General features: G+C 60.6%; 11 protein-coding genes. 2 read left to right on the top strand and 9 right to left on the bottom strand.

What is annotated here, in order from left to right:
• The first annotated feature begins 3 nt into the window (after positions 1 to 3).
• Complete coding sequence (locus tag J3P77_RS11650; RefSeq protein WP_434676795.1) at positions 4 to 1,758, top strand: ABC transporter ATP-binding protein; 1,755 nt, start codon at positions 4 to 6, stop codon at positions 1,756 to 1,758.
• A 23-nt stretch (positions 1,759 to 1,781) separates the two neighbouring features.
• Here the strand turns inward: J3P77_RS11650 and codB are convergent, their stop codons facing one another.
• The 7 genes from codB to J3P77_RS11615 all read right to left on the bottom strand — a co-directional run bounded on the left by codB (position 1,782) and on the right by J3P77_RS11615 (position 9,668).
• Entirely contained in the window at positions 1,782 to 3,050 is a 1,269-nt protein-coding gene (codB, locus tag J3P77_RS11645) for a cytosine permease (RefSeq protein WP_434676794.1), read from the bottom strand.
• A gap of 265 nt (positions 3,051 to 3,315) precedes the next feature.
• Positions 3,316 to 4,749 (bottom strand): aldehyde dehydrogenase, encoded by a 1,434-nt coding sequence (aldA, locus tag J3P77_RS11640; RefSeq protein ID WP_434676793.1) that lies wholly within the window; start codon positions 4,747 to 4,749, stop codon positions 3,316 to 3,318.
• 62 nt (positions 4,750 to 4,811) lie between these two features.
• Positions 4,812 to 5,612, bottom strand: coding sequence for an aldolase/citrate lyase family protein (locus J3P77_RS11635; protein WP_434676792.1), 801 nt, complete (start codon positions 5,610 to 5,612; stop codon positions 4,812 to 4,814).
• Between the two features lie 99 nt (positions 5,613 to 5,711).
• A complete protein-coding gene (locus tag J3P77_RS11630; RefSeq protein WP_434676791.1) occupies positions 5,712 to 6,038 on the bottom strand; it encodes a hypothetical protein in 327 nt (108 codons plus the stop codon).
• Positions 6,005 to 7,108 (bottom strand): MFS transporter, encoded by a 1,104-nt coding sequence (locus tag J3P77_RS11625; RefSeq protein WP_434676790.1) that lies wholly within the window; start codon positions 7,106 to 7,108, stop codon positions 6,005 to 6,007. The genes J3P77_RS11630 and J3P77_RS11625 overlap by 34 nt, the downstream gene beginning before the upstream one ends.
• Before the next feature lie 59 nt (positions 7,109 to 7,167).
• Positions 7,168 to 8,352 carry an L-rhamnonate dehydratase gene (rhmD, locus tag J3P77_RS11620; RefSeq protein ID WP_434676789.1) on the bottom strand — a complete coding sequence of 395 codons (1,185 nt, stop codon included), beginning with the start codon at positions 8,350 to 8,352 and terminating at the stop codon, positions 7,168 to 7,170.
• Positions 8,352 to 9,668: an MFS transporter gene (locus tag J3P77_RS11615; protein WP_434676788.1), complete on the bottom strand. Its 1,317-nt coding sequence runs from the start codon at positions 9,666 to 9,668 to the stop codon at positions 8,352 to 8,354. Before J3P77_RS11615 ends, rhmD begins: the two co-directional genes overlap by 1 nt.
• A 352-nt stretch (positions 9,669 to 10,020) precedes the next feature.
• Here J3P77_RS11615 and J3P77_RS11610 point away from each other — a divergent pair, with 352 nt between their 5' ends.
• A complete protein-coding gene (locus J3P77_RS11610; RefSeq protein WP_434681981.1) occupies positions 10,021 to 10,911 on the top strand; it encodes a LysR family transcriptional regulator in 891 nt (296 codons plus the stop codon).
• A gap of 210 nt (positions 10,912 to 11,121) precedes the next feature.
• Here the strand turns inward: J3P77_RS11610 and mapR are convergent, their stop codons facing one another.
• Together mapR and J3P77_RS11600 are read right to left on the bottom strand one after the other, a co-directional pair.
• Complete coding sequence (gene mapR / locus J3P77_RS11605) at positions 11,122 to 12,531, bottom strand: GntR family transcriptional regulator MpaR (protein WP_434676787.1); 1,410 nt, start codon at positions 12,529 to 12,531, stop codon at positions 11,122 to 11,124.
• A 1,005-nt stretch (positions 12,532 to 13,536) separates the two neighbouring features.
• Positions 13,537 to 14,451, bottom strand: coding sequence for a YsnF/AvaK domain-containing protein (locus J3P77_RS11600; RefSeq protein WP_434676786.1), 915 nt, complete (start codon positions 14,449 to 14,451; stop codon positions 13,537 to 13,539).
• Positions 14,452 to 14,458 lie beyond the last annotated feature (7 nt).

The raw sequence follows: 14,458 nt of genomic DNA, 5'->3' as shown, positions 1-14,458 counted from the left end.
CCCATGAAAACCACGGCCGCAACACCGTTGCCCGCACGACCGGTCCGCTTTCTGCTGCGCTACGTTGCGTTGCGGCCCTGGCATTTCGGCGTGATGTTCCTGCTGATCGTCGGCGCCGCCAGCTGCGCGGTGGCCGTGCAGTACGGCATGAAAATGCTGGTCGACGTCATGACCATCGGCGATCGCAACAGTGAGCACATCTGGTTTCCGTTCTTTCTGTTCATAGGGCTGATCGTGGTCGAGAACCTGTTCTGGCGTCTGGGTGGCTGGCTGGGTTGTCGTACCGTTGTGGCCAGCTGTGCGGACCTGCGGGTGGACCTGTTCAATCACCTGACCGGCCACCCGATGCGCTATTTCTCGCAGCATTTTTCCGGCGCGCTCGCCAATCGCATCTCGGCGGCGGGCGCCGCGGCCGGATCGATATATGGCGGCCTGGCGTGGAAGATCATCCCGCCCTGTGTCGATTTCCTTGGCGCGATTGTCGTGCTGTGTACCGTCAGCGTGAACATGGCGCTTGCGCTGGTGGGCTGTGTATTGTTCGTCGGCGTGCTGATCATGGTGTTCGGTGTGCTGGGCAACAAAAAGCACGTGGCTTTTGCTGCGCACTCGGCGCGTGTCGGCGGCGAAATGGTCGACCAGGTGTCGAATATCTGGACCATCAAGGCCTTTTCCGCTCGTGAGCGCGAACGTCAGCGGCTCGAACAGTCGATTGGCAGAGAGGCCAAGGCGCAGCGGCGCAGCTGGATCTATCTGGAAAAAGCCAGGCTGTTGCATGACGTGTGTCTGTCCGTGATGGCGGGCGGGATGCTCGGCTGGGCCCTCATGCTGTGGCGCGACAGCGCGGTAACGGCCGGTGACGTAGTGATGATCAGCGCGCTGACGTTCCGAATCCTGCATGGCTCGCGGGATCTGGCGCTGGCGCTGGTGGATACGTCGCAGCAGATGGGGGTGATTGCCGAAACATTGCGCATCATCATGCAGCCCCATGCGCTCAGCGATAACAAGCAGGAGCTGACCCCCAATCAGGGTGCGATACGTTTCGTCGACGTGGTGTACAGCTATCCCGAAGGCAGGACCATCTTCGACGGCCTGAATCTGGACATCCCGGCCGGCCAGCGCGTTGGCATTGTCGGCTCGTCGGGCGCCGGCAAGTCGACTTTGCTCAGCCTGTTGCAGCGGCTTGATGATGTTACTGGCGGCGCGATCCTTATTGGCGACCGCGACATCCGCTCTGTCAGCCAGGACAGCCTGCGCCGCCAGATTGCCGTGGTGCCTCAGGAGCCGACCCTGTTCAATCGAAGCATCTTCGACAACATCGCCTACGGCCATCCGGACCCACGCTATGAAGACGTGATCAGGGCGTCACGAAACGCCTATTGCGACGAGTTCATCCGCGAACTGCCCGACGGCTATGACACGCTGGTGGGCGAGCGCGGCGTGAAACTCTCCGGCGGGCAACGCCAGCGACTGGGGTTGGCCCGGGCGTTCCTGAAAAATGCGCCCATCCTCATTCTCGACGAAGCGACGTCGGCGCTCGACTCGCATTCCGAGGCGGTGATTCAGGCGGCGCTGGCCAAGCTCATGATCGGCCGCACCGTGCTGGTGGTCGCCCATCGCCTTTCGACAGTCGCCCAGTTCAACCGGGTGATCGTGCTCCACGACGGAAAGATCATCGAAGACGGCCCGCCCAAGCAGTTGCGCAACCAGGGTGGCGTCTATGAGTCACTCTGGGTCGCGCAAACCCTCGCGCATGACTGAGCGGGCGCGATCATCAGTGCCTGTCAATGCACGTCCGCGCGGCGGCCACTAGCCGGTGCGCCCCGAGCCGCGACCTGCAACAACGCTACATAGCACAGCGCCGACGCGGCGATGCCTACCAGCGGCGCGATCCAGGGTGAGAGGCAGGCCAATAGAGCGCCGACGGCGTAGGCCGACAGCCCGCGCCAGTTGTAACGAGGCAGGTTGACGCTGGACAGAGCCGGGTACTTGCCCCGATGGCGATACCAGAAATCAGCCATGATCACGCCGCCCACCGGGGGGATGATCGAGCCTAGCAGCACCAGGAACGGGATCAGCATTTCGTACATGCCGCCAATGGCGAGCACGATGCCGATCGCGGCCGCCGCCAGGGTCATGGTTCGGCGGCGCTCGCTGCGTACCATGTGGCAGGCCGCGGCGGCAACGTTGTAAATGGTCGGGCCCTGGATGGTCCACAGATTCAGGCACAGCATGACCACCGCCGCGAACGACAGGCCTTGCAGCACCATCACTTCGACGATATCGGCCTGCTGGTAAACAATGGCGCACCAGGCTCCCGCGACGACCATCAGGCCGTTGCCCAGCAGAAAGCTCACCACGCTGGCGATAACCGCGATCCGCCCGGTCCGTGACAGTCGCGTCCAGTTAGTGGCCTGGGTCGCGCCGCTGGCAAATGTCCCGAAGACCATGGTGATGGCGGCCGACCAGCTTATGGTTTCGCGAGGCACCACAGCCGCCAGCTGCTCGAAGCCGCCGATCTGCCGGGTGGCGATGTACATCGAGATCAGCAACAGGATGAACATCAACGGCACCGAAATGCGCGAGAGCACGTCCAGGCCCTTGTAGCCGACGATGGCGGTGATGCTGAAACCCAGACCGAAGAAGATCATCAGCGGCACGGTGAAGCCGTCCGCCAGACCCAGCATTTTCACCAGCACGATAGCGACGGTCGCCGTGCCCCAGGCGTACCAGCCAAGTTCGGCAAAGCCGAGCAGGGAATCGGAAAGCCGGCTGCCCGACTCGCCGAAGCAGAAGCGGCCCATCAGCACGGTATTTAGGCCGCTGCGTGAGGCAATAAGCGCCAGCGCCGCCGCGTATATGGCCAGCAACATGTTGCCGATGGTGGCGATCCACAACATGTCGACAAAGCCGAATGCCATGCCCAGCTTGCCGCCGGCGAACATGGTGCCGGTGAAGAAGGTAAAGCTGATCAGCACCATGGAAATCGACAGCAGACCTTTGCGTCCTTCTCGGGGCGCTTCGCTCAAGGGAAATTCACCAGGTGAACTCATGTCAGGTTTCTCCAGATCGCACGCAGGTTGGGTTCAATGTCTGAACAGTGCGGGAGCAAGATCCAGGCCCAACGTTCATCGCTGCGCAAACGCCGGAAAAGCGGGCAGGGGCTGCACCAGAGAGCGTGCACAGCGCACCTTGACGACCCGGACAGGGGGCTGAAACCGTGCGTGATGATTCATTCTGGTTCGCGAGTGCACCGTTTGGGCACCGCGTATCTGACAGGAGAGAAGGGCACGCCTGGCTTTGACGTGCCCGTGGGCGTCAGGCCTGAAGATAGACAACGTGGGTGTGGGTGTACTCGTACAAGCCGTGCTTGCCATCGGCGCCACCGACGCCGGACTTGCGAACCCCGGCGTGAAAACCTTGCATGGCCTCGAAGTTCTCACGATTGATGTAGGTCTCGCCGAAATCGATCTCGCGCATGGCCTGCATTGCCTTGCCGAGGTCGCGGGTATACAGCGACGACGTCAGCCCGTACTCGCAGTCGTTGGCCAGGGCGATGGCTTCGTCCAGGTCGTCGACGATCTGAATGGGCAATACCGGGCCGAAGATCTCCTTGCGCATGATTGCCATCTCGGCGGAGCAGCCGGCCAGCACCGTGGGTTGATAATGGAAGCCCTGACCACGGTCGGCGACATCACCGCCGGTCACCAGCTGCGCGCCCTGGGCCAGCGCGGTTCTGACCTTGGCGTGGACACTGTCCAGGCCCTGGCGGTTGATCAGCGGCCCCATCTCCACCGAAGTGTCGGCCAGCGGATCGCCATAACGCGTCGCTGCCATTGCGGCGCCGATTTTGTCGATGAATTGGTCGGCGACGCTACGTTCGACGTAGACCCGCTCGGCGCAGTTGCACACCTGCCCGGTGTTGATGATGCGTGAATCGCGAATGGCTTTGACCGCCAGGTCGAGGTCCGCGTCGCCCAGCACAATGGCCGGGGCTTTGCCGCCCAGTTCCAGGTTCAGTTTGGTCAGGTTGCCGGCGGCGGCGCTCATGATCCGCGCGCCGGTTTCGACGCTGCCGGTGAAGCTGATCATGTCCACCTGCGTATGCGCGGAGAGCGCCGCGCCGACGCTGCCGTCGCCGCACACCACGTTGAACACGCCGGCCGGCAGGTCGGTTTCGGCCACCAGACGAGCGAACTCATAACAGTTATTGGGCGTTTCCTCACTGGGTTTGATGACAATGGTGTTGCCGGTCACCAGGGCTGGGGCCATCTTGCGGGCGATGAGAAAGAACGGAAAATTCCAGGGGAGAATGCCAGCGACTACGCCCAGCGGTTTGCGGAACATGAAGATGTTTTCGCCAGGTCGGTCGCTGGTAATGATTTCACCTTCGATTCGCCGGGCCCATTCGGCCATGTAGTCGAGGTAGTCGGCGGTGAAGTTGACTTCGACCTCGGCCAGCGCGGAAATCTTGCCCTGTTCCAGGGTAATGGTGCGCGCCAGGTGCGCGACGTTTTCCCGCAGTTTGGCGGCGATCCTGCGCAGGTAACCTGCACGCTCATTGGCGGGCTTGCGCGCCCAATCCTTCTGCGCGGCACGCGCGGCTGCCAAAGCGGCGTCCACCTGCTCGGGCGCCGATGCAGGAACCTTTGCCAGCAGGGCGCCGGTCGCCGGGTTGAGCACGTCAAGATGCTCGGTAGCAGGCATGAACCGGCCATTGATGTAATTTTCGTAAACGGGTACTGACGCCATGGGAGTGCTCCTCGGGCTTGTCGGGGCGAGATGAGTGCCGGTCGGGCCGGTCACCCGACTGATCAATAGCCGCGTGACAGCGGCCGGTCATCGTTGTTTTCGCGATAGCGCGCCAGATTGCTCAGCGCGGCCTGGCGCATCAGGCTGATATCGATGCCCACTGCGATGAACTGGCAGCCCCAACTCTGGTAACGACGCGCATCGTCCTCGACCGGTGCGAGGATTCCGCACACCTTGCCTGCGGCGAGAGTGGCCTCAATGGCGTGGCGAATCTTGTCCTGCACCTCTGGGTGCGACGGGTTGCCGGGATGGCCCAGCCCGCTGGCGAGGTCGAACGGCCCGATGAACACCGCGTCCACGCCTTCCACACTGGCGATCTGCGCGGCATTCTCGACGCCGGCGCGGGACTCAACCTGCACGATCAGGCACAACTCCTGGTGAGCCGTCTGCAGATAATCGGGCACCGAATCCCAGCGCGTGGCGCGGGTCAGGCCGCCGCCGACGCCGCGCATGCCATGCGGTGGGTAGCGCATTGCACTGACCAGCGCGCGGGCCTGGTCGGCGGATTCGACCATGGGAATCATCAAGGTCTGGGTTCCCACATCAAGCAGCTGCTTGATCAGCACCGGATCGTGGCTGACCGCGCGCACCACCGGCGCGGTCGAGTAGGGCGCAACCGCCTGTAACTGGGCGAGGATCGACGGCACTGTGTTGGGCGCGTGCTCGCCGTCAATCAGCATCCAGTCGTAGCCGAAGCCTGCGGTGATCTCCGCGCCATAACCGGTGGCGAAGCCGGCCCAGATACCGTATTGCGGATTGCCTTTGGCCAGATCGGCCTTGAACGTGTTGGTTGGCAACTTCATGTGGAACTCCCTTCGATGCCGGCGCATAGGGCCGGCGCTTGCTGAATAGGATTGGTGAAACCTGTTGATGTGTGGCTCATGGTTGGCTTCCTGGTCGTCTCATTGCGCTTCGGGAGCCAGACCCGCCTCGTTGGGAGCGGTTGGCGCTTCCAGCGGAGTCGCCGGCAGTTTGGCCAGGAAGAAGTAGCAGGCAGCACCGATCACTGCGATCACCGCGCTGATAACCAGCGCGTTAGTAAACGAGCCGGTCTGCTGGACGACAATGCCGGTAACGACAGGCGCGAACGCGCCACCGAAATAGCCACCGAAGTTCTGGATGCTTGCCAGCGAAGCGACCATGCGCGACGGCACCGCCACACTGATCAGCGACCAGGTGCCAGCCACCGCCACGTTCAGGGAAAACATCGCCGCGCAGAACAGCGACACGGCCGCACGACGCCCGTCGCGTAAGCCGCTGCCAGGGTAAACAGCGCAGAGCCGATCATGCCTATGCAGATGGGCCAGCGTCGGCTGGCACTCACGCTCGCGCCACTGCGGATGACCCGGTCAACCAGCAGACCGCCGCTGATGACGCCGAAAGCGCCGGCCAGGAACGGCAGGCTGGCGACCCAGCCAGCGTGGGCCAGCGATAGCTGGTGGGTGCGCTCCAGGTAAGCGGGCATCCAGGTCAGAAACAGCGAGAGCATGTAGATAATGCCGATGTAGCCGAACACCACGCCCCAGGTCACCCGCAGACGAAACAGCCCGCGCCACTCGGCAAAGCTCAGCTGGCCTTCACGGTCCTGCTGGCGAATGCCTTCGTTGAGGTAATCCTGCTCCTCCTGAGTCAGCGAGACTTCACTGCGGTTGCGGTAACTGAGATACCAGACAATCGCCACGCCAACGCCGAGCAGACCCATGGCGAGGAACATCTGACGCCAGCCCATCCACAGCAGCAGAGCGGTCAGAATCGGCTGAGAAATCGCCGGCCCCAGCGACGACGACATGTTGAAAATGCCGGATGGCAGACCGCGTTCGCGGATGTTGAACCACTCGCTGACCACCTTGGCTCCGGCTGGGAACTGTGGCGCTTCACCGATGCCCAGGCCGATGCGGGCCATGATCATCGCCGGCAGGGTGCTCAACAGGCCGAGCACTCCCTGGGCAATGGACCACAGGAAGATACCGATGCCCAGCGTCAGGCGCGCACCGAATCGGTCGAGAATGCCACCGATGGGCAGCTGCACGATGGCATAGGCCCAGGAAAACACCGATAACAGCAGGCCCATTTCGGTTGGGGTGAAGTGCAGTTCCTGGCTGATGGTCTGGTTGGCAATCGCCAGAGTGCTGCGATCCAGGTAATTGACGAATCCGGCCAGTACCAGCAAGGCCAGTGCGATCCACTGAATGCGTCGCAAGCGGGGGCTTTTGCTCAGACTTTTGATCGGGGCAGGCTTCGCGGCTGAAGACGATGTTTCAAGAACGGAGGCATTCACATTGCTGTTGTTATTGTTCATGCGTCACTCCATGTGTGAGCCGAGCGAGCTGTGTCGCTCGCCCGGCAGGCCGATCACGATCAGTGCTGGTAAGGCCGGTGCAACTGGCACTCAGGATTGAGCGTCACGCCAAAGCCCGGCTGATCCAGACGCGACAGGCGCATCCGGCCGTTTTCCGGCACCGGTTCGCCCAGCAGCTGCGGATGGAACATCGGCACCACTTCATCCGCCTTGGGCGCCATCATCAGGAATTCGGCGAACGGGCTGTTGGTGCGGGTCGCGACAAAGTGATAGCTGTACACCGACGAACCGTGGGGCACGACCATCGCCGAATGCGCGTCGGCGAGCGCGGAAATCTTGATCAGCTCGGTGATGCCGCCACACCAGCCGACGTCGGGCTGAATGATGTCGCAGCAACCCATCTCCAGCAGCATGCGGAAACCCCAGCGAGTGGCTTCATGCTCGCCGGTCGTGACCAGCATGCCGGTGGGCACGTTTTTCTTCAGCGCCGCGTAGCCCCAATAGTCGTCGGGTGACAGCGCTTCCTCGATCCATTTCAGTCCGAACTCGTGAGCGCCGTGGGCCAGACGCGTGGCGTAGTTGAGGTCCAGGCTCATCCAGCAATCGAGCATCAGCCAGAAATCCTTGCCGACGCGCTCGCGCATTTCAGCCAGTTCCTGAAGATTCTTGCGCAGGCCTTCTTCACCTTCGGCAGGACCGTGGTGAAGCGGCAGCTTGCCGCCGATAAACCCCATCTTCTGCGCCAGATCCGGCCTTGCTCCGGTGGCGTAGAACTGCAGCTCATCGCGCACCGCACCACCGAGCAGCTGGTGCACGGGCTCCTGGCGAACCTTGCCGAGCAGGTCCCAGAGCGCGAGGTCGATGCCGGAGATGGTGTTGATCACCAGCCCTTTACGGCCGTAATACTGGGACGAAAAGTACATCTGGTCCCAGATGCGCTCGATGTCGGTGACCTTCGCGCCTTCCACGAAGCGCGCCAGGTGTTTCTCGACAATGTAGGCAGCCGGCTCGCCGCCAGTGGTCACCGCAAATCCTACGTTGCCATCCGAATCCTCGACCTCTACCACGAGCGTCCCCAGCACGTTGATGCCAAAGCTGCGGCGACTCTGCCGATACTCGGGGTATTTGCTCATGGGCGTGGCGATGTGGTCGTCGATCCAGTGGCCGTCGCCCTGGTCATGATAGTCCGCGCCGCCGCCACGCAGAACGTAAGCGCGTACATGCTTGATGGTCGGAGTACTCATTACAGATTCCTTGAGTTGGCAGTAGGGAAGGTGGATTGCTCATGTGCAGCGCGCTGCCTGGGAGGGCGAATGCCCATCACCAGTGCCGCAGCGATCAAGGTGGTCATCGCCAGCAGATAAAGGCCTGCCGCGGGCGAATGGAATGCCCCTTCAGCCCAGTTCTTGAGAATGGGCGCAATGAAACCGCCCAGCGCGCCGAACGAGTTGATCAGGGCGATGGCTCCAGCGGCCGCCGAGCCTGCCAGGAAGCTCCCGGGGAAGGTCCAGAACACCGGTTGCACGGCGATGAATCCGGACGCCGCAAAGCACAAGGCCAGGATGCCGAGCAGCGGGCTGGCGAAGGTCACTGACGCGGCGATGCCAAGTCCGGACACCACCAGCGTCAGCGCGGCAACGGTACGGCGGTGCCCGGTGCGATCCGCCAGCGCAGGCACCTTCCAGGCTGCAAACAGCGCGCAAAGCCAGGGCAGGGCGCTGACCACGCCGACCAGCAGCCCGACCTTGGTGCCCAGCAAACCGGCAACCTGAGTGGGCAGATAGAAGACCACGCCGTAGACGCTGGCCTGGATCAACAGATAAATCAGGCACAGGTACAGAACGGCGGGTTGGCAGAGCACTTTAAGCAGCGAGCCATGCGCCTGTTTCTGGCTGTCTTCGGCATCGAGCACCGCCTGTAATTGAGTGCGTTCCTGCGGGCTCAGCCATTTGGCATCTTTGGGGCGGTTGTCGAGATAGAAATAGGCCCAGATTCCGACCGCCGTTGCCATCAGGCCTTCGACCGCGAACAACCATTGCCAGCCATGAGCGCCGAGCAGGCCGTCCAGCTCCAGCAGCAGGCCTGACAGCGGACTGCCGAAGATGAACGCCAGCGGAGCGCCAAAGTAGAAGAAGCCCATTGCCTTGCCGCGCGCCGCACCGGGAAACCAGTACGTGAGGTAAAGGATCACTCCGGGGAAGAAGCCGGCTTCGGCGACGCCGAGCAGAAAGCGCAGGACATAGAAGCTGGTTTCGTCATGGGCGAACATCATGGCGGCCGAGACCAGACCCCAGGTCACCATGATCCGGCACATCCAGAGCTTGGCGCCGATCCGGTGCATGATCAGGTTGCTCGGCACTTCCAACAGCGCATAGCCTGCGAAGAAAACGCCTGCCCCGAACGCGAAAGCCGCATCGCTGATGCCGGTGTCGGCCTGGAATGCCTGCTTGGCGAAGCCTACGTTGGCGCGATCCAGAAAGGCCATGATGTACATCAGCAACAGAAACGGCAGCAGCCGCCAGGAAACCTTGGTCAGCAAGGACGCAGGGAGTGTGTTCACGACAGTTTCCTTTTTGGAATTGTTGGACTGCGTAACGGAAGTAGCGGAGCCAGGGATAAAGCCGGAGAGAACTAGGGCGAACGGTCAGCCTTGTGAACAGGCAGGCGCGCTGCATAAGACGGGGCACAGGCAGGAGTAATCATGACGCGCACCTCATTGGGTGATTTTTGTTGTTGGACGAACTGTAGCGCTGACTGTGATGCACGACTAATCAATTTAAGCTTACAATCGATACCTTTTATGTATCGGAGTTTCCAGGCACGCGGCTTCCGAATAGCACAGGAGCAATTCAGTGAGCGTCGATCGATCAACACAGCATCTGTCCAGCCGTCTGCGCTACAAGCATCTGCAGATGCTGATGGTGCTGGGTTCAAGTCTCAATCTGCACCGCGCTTCGATGACCATGAACATGTCGCAGCCGGCGGCGAGCCGAATGCTTCAGGAAATCGAAGACATGTTCGGCTGCGAGCTGTTCGAGCGTCTGCCCAGAGGCATGCGGCCCACTGCGCTGGGTCGGGAGCTGCTGCGCTTTGCCGAGTCCGCGCTGTCCGGGCTTGATCGCTGCGCGACCGATCTGACCGCCCGCAGGCAAGGCGGCTACGGCTACCTGTCGATTGCAACCATCATGGGCGCCGCGCCGGATCTGGTGATGAACGTGGTCGCCGAAATCAAGGCGCTGAACCCGCAACTGCGTATTCGCATCATGGGCGATACCAGTGACCAGGTGGTGCAGTTGCTTGAACAGGGAAGGGCAGACATCGCGATCACCCGGCGCAGCCGTGCCAGTGACCGGGAACATTATGAGTTCGAGCCGTTGGGCAACGAGCGCCTGCTCGCCGTGGTGCGCAGCGATCACCCGCTGCTGGCGCGAGAAACGCTGGACTGGCGGGAACTGGTCAGCGACTGGCCGTGGATCCTGCAACCCGAGACCAGCCCCGCGCGTATCGCTTTCGACCAGGCCCTGGAGCAGCTTGAACTGCCGGTGCCCGCAGACATCATCGAGTGCGGTTCGGTGTACTCCATGCAGCAACTGGTGCAATTGACCAGTGCGCTGATGGTGCTTTCAGAGTCTGCGTTGCGGGATTATCTGAAAATGGGCCTGGTAAAACCGTTGCCGCTCAACCTGGACGCGCAGATGGCGCCGTTCGGGCTGCTGCGCCGGACCGGAGAGCCGGTAAGTCGTGAACTTCAGCAGTTCATCGACCTGCTGCGCAAGCGCAGTCGCTTGCGCGACCAGGATTGAAGTTTCAGAGCGGTGAGATGGTGCCCAGCAGGCCGACGCCGATGGCGAGTGCCAGAAAACCCAGCAGATAGAGTGCAAGCTTGCCCATGAAAGCCTCCAGGCCGTTCAATGTGTGATGGGGAGTGACCGCGCCATTATCGAGACCGGAGGAAGTCTGGTACAGATTCAGAAAGCAGTTAAAAAAGCGGATCAGATTCGGCGCAGTACCGTTCAGAACGACGCCAGAATTTCTCCCAGAACGGCCATTGCCCGCTCGGACCGTTCGTTCCACGGGCTGCCGTAGTTCAGTCGTGCGCAATGGCGAAAACCCTGGGTCGGCGAAAAGATCGGCCCGGGTGCCAAGCTGATGCCTTGAGCGAGCGCCAGCTGGAACAATTGGAGCGAATCGACCTGTTCAGGAAACTCGAACCACAGGAAATACCCGCCAGAGGGCTGGGTAACCCGCGTCCCCGCCGGAAAGTAACGAGCCGCGGCGGCAAGCATCGCGCCTTGCTGCAATTCAAGTGTGTCGCGCAGCTTGCGCAGGTGCCGATCATAACCTCCATGGTTCAAATAGTCGGCCAGGGCGGCCTGGGCAGGTAGCGATGGCGAAATCGTCGTCATCAGTTTGAGGCGATTGATCTGTTCGGTATAACGGCCGCCGGCCACCCAGCCAATGCGGTACCCCGGCGCAAGATTCTTTGAGAACGAGCCGCAGTGCATGACCAGACCGGCACGGTCCAGACTCTTGACCGGATGAGGCTGCGTGGTGCCGTAATGCAGTTCTGCATAGACGTCGTCTTCGATCAGCGGCACCTGATGCTGCTCCAGAAGATCGTAGAGGGCGGCTTTCTTTGCCTCGTTCATGCTTGCGCCCAGCGGATTCTGCAGGCCGCTCATGAACCAGCATGCCTTGATCGGCAGGCGGGCCATGCTGTCACGCAGTAAATCGAGATCGACACCTTCGCGCGGGTGCACCGGAATTTCCACAGCCTTGAGTTTCAGGCGTTCAAGCACTTGCAGGCACGCATAAAACGCCGGGGCTTCGATAGCGACAAGATCCCCAGGCTGGGTGACACATTGCAGGCACAGGTTCAGCGCTTCCATGGCACCGTTGGTGATGACCAGCTCATGGGCAGCCAGGCGCACGCCGTGCATGGAATAGCGCAACGCGATCTGTCGGCGCAGCTCCGGATTGCCGCTGGTCATGTCACTGAGGATTGCGGCGGGTGCCATGCCGCGGACGGCGGCGGCCATGGACTTGGCTAGGCGGGGAAGGGGGAACAGCTGCGGGCTCGGAAAGGCAGAGCCAAACGGCACAGTATCCGGGTCCTTGAGCGAGGCCAGCACCGAGAAGATCAGCTCGCTGACATCGACCTCGGTGCCTTCGCTGGTGTGCCGGGCGGGTTCGGGCTCGTTCATTGAAGCCGCCGCGAGCTCTCGCACGTAATAGCCCGAGCGAGTCCGCGCCTGAATAAGCCCTTTGTCTTCGAGCAGGTAGTAAGCCTTGAAAACAGTCGAAGGGCTGACCGAATGAGACCGACTGGCCGCGCGGACCGAGGGTACTTTTTCACCGGCGGGCAATATACCGCTGCGAATCATGTCGGCAATGTCGGCGGCGAGTTTCTCGTAGCGTTTCATAGGCGGGCAAACAAACTCCGGGCAGTGAATTATCAACGAGAAGAACAGGGCATATATAAAGGTTGTGGCAGGATGGATAATAACTCAACTAAAGAGTCATTTAGTCGAGTTGGATATTAACCCTGGTAATTCAGAGCAGGTGAGAACAGACAAGCGATATTAGCAGAATCGCTGCACTGTCTGCATATGGTCCGAGCGCCAAGCGCCATGCTGATGGCGCCGAGGCAAGGAGCTTTCCGAAAGACGTCAGCAAATCTTCAACTTTTGGCACTGTTTCCTGAGGGATCGCACCTTTCAAACTCGCCGTAGCGGTGAATTGCGGGCCAAACTATATAGCACTAATTGGCTTCCATTCACTGGCAAGTAGAGTCAGCGCGGCTTCGGCGTACCTTTGAATATAGTGTTTTCCACGGTATGGAGTGTTCAAGGGCAATAATCAAAGCCCCGGCTGATTAGCTTCGATGCATTGGCGATCCAGTAAGCTTCGGTAGCCGCTGTCACTGATAAGCGCCGGCGGTTCAGTGATCCTGAACAGCTCGACCGCAACATTACAGCGTGCACAGCGCGACCAAGGTTGCATTACGTAGTTTCGCAAGAAGCTGATCATGGTTCTGGAAGGCACAGGCATTCGCGGCAACGTACTTCCACCAGACCGATCTCGACGTCAGGCCATGGTTCATCGCTGGTAACGAAGGCAATGATCGGACAGCTGCCACTGGGTCGAATCGGGCAAGCGAAAGAAGTCGCGACTGCGGCAATGTTGCCGGCACTGGATGAGAGCAGCTTGATGACCGTAAGCAAAATGTTTGCAGGTGGTGGTTTTGCGCAAGTGCGAATCGAGAGGTTCTGCTGGCTGAAATCTGGCTGGCATTGCCTCTAATTACGGAATACATAAGTGCGCATAATGTATATTATGTTAAATCGCGGATATGAACTGCTCCCTTTGTAATTGATTGCTGTCGGCTGTCTCAGTCCTGCCGACCTGACAGGACTGAGATCCTTGCCTCAGATTTTCCGCCCGGTACCCGACTCTGTACCCGGTGTGCCTGGCTTTACTGATGACGCTGGCTCGCTCTGTACCTCGACATCCGTACGACGGACCGTATCGCGCACTGTTTCCTCATGACTGGTCGACTGTTTACCAACTGTGACTTCTTCCACAACCCGAGCTGACTTCTCTACCACGACTTCCTCGGCCGTCTCCTGGATCTCGATGGAGCCAGCCTTGAAGCTGTTGAGTTCGTCAGCGGCCGCCGGACGATCTACCGGGCGACGTTCTATATGCGCATGCTCTTCATGCAGACTCACCGTTTCTTCAACAGGTCGTTCGGACACCCTTGAAACAACGCGAACCCGGCCTTTGTTTACCTCACGCTTGCCGACCCGCAGGTTCTCTTCGATCACGGGTATTGCCGTACGCGCAGCGTCATTTTCGACGGAACGATCAACGACGTCAGCGCGGTCAGCCGCTACATGGGTGCCGGCAATATGAGTAGTTACGCCTGCATCAGGTTGAGTGCTCAGTTCATCGTTTTCCCATGTTGCTGATCGTTCGTCGATATCAAATGCTCCGTTGCGCTCAAGGATGTCCTCAATGCTTTCCGCCTCATCCTCAGTAGTGGCAACAACCGTGAGTAACGTTGCTCCCCGGCGATAGGCTTCTGGATACGCCACAGCGTATCGATGTGGCTTGTGGTCGTCATCGCTTCCGAACAGGTTGCTGAAAAAATGACTGATTTTGTGGCCCAACGATTCATCATCCTCGTGCTGGGCGCCGGAGGTTTCGCCAGCAGTTGGCGACTGTGCTTTTGAGGAAGATATTTGAATATTGCTTTCCAGGACGCGTTCGGCAAGCAGGTCGGTTTTTGCCGCCAAAGCTTCGTCCAGGGAATCGAATGCTGCTACGAGAGTATGTGTCATGGTTAAC

Origin of the sequence: Pseudomonas sp. R1-18 (assembly GCF_051132095.1) — a bacterium.
In the GTDB taxonomy this organism is placed as follows: domain Bacteria; phylum Pseudomonadota; class Gammaproteobacteria; order Pseudomonadales; family Pseudomonadaceae; genus Aquipseudomonas.
Note: the sequence above shows the minus strand (reverse complement) of the source record. Positions and strands in the feature narration are given on the sequence as shown.

What these genes read in the sequence shown, in the direction of transcription:
- aldA (WP_434676793.1), bottom strand. Translation starts at nt 4,749, where the DNA reads ATGGCGTCAGTACCCGTTTACGAAAATTACATCAATGGCCGGTTCATG.
- J3P77_RS11650 (WP_434676795.1), top strand. Translation starts at nt 4, where the DNA reads ATGAAAACCACGGCCGCAACACCGTTGCCCGCACGACCGGTCCGCTTT.
- mapR (WP_434676787.1), bottom strand. Translation starts at nt 12,531, where the DNA reads ATGAAACGCTACGAGAAACTCGCCGCCGACATTGCCGACATGATTCGC.
- J3P77_RS11625 (WP_434676790.1), bottom strand. Translation starts at nt 7,108, where the DNA reads ATGAACAATAACAACAGCAATGTGAATGCCTCCGTTCTTGAAACATCG.
- J3P77_RS11610 (WP_434681981.1), top strand. Translation starts at nt 10,021, where the DNA reads ATGCTGATGGTGCTGGGTTCAAGTCTCAATCTGCACCGCGCTTCGATG.
- J3P77_RS11635 (WP_434676792.1), bottom strand. Translation starts at nt 5,612, where the DNA reads ATGAAGTTGCCAACCAACACGTTCAAGGCCGATCTGGCCAAAGGCAAT.
- J3P77_RS11600 (WP_434676786.1), bottom strand. Translation starts at nt 14,451, where the DNA reads ATGACACATACTCTCGTAGCAGCATTCGATTCCCTGGACGAAGCTTTG.
- rhmD (WP_434676789.1), bottom strand. Translation starts at nt 8,352, where the DNA reads ATGAGTACTCCGACCATCAAGCATGTACGCGCTTACGTTCTGCGTGGC.
- codB (WP_434676794.1), bottom strand. Translation starts at nt 3,050, where the DNA reads ATGAGTTCACCTGGTGAATTTCCCTTGAGCGAAGCGCCCCGAGAAGGA.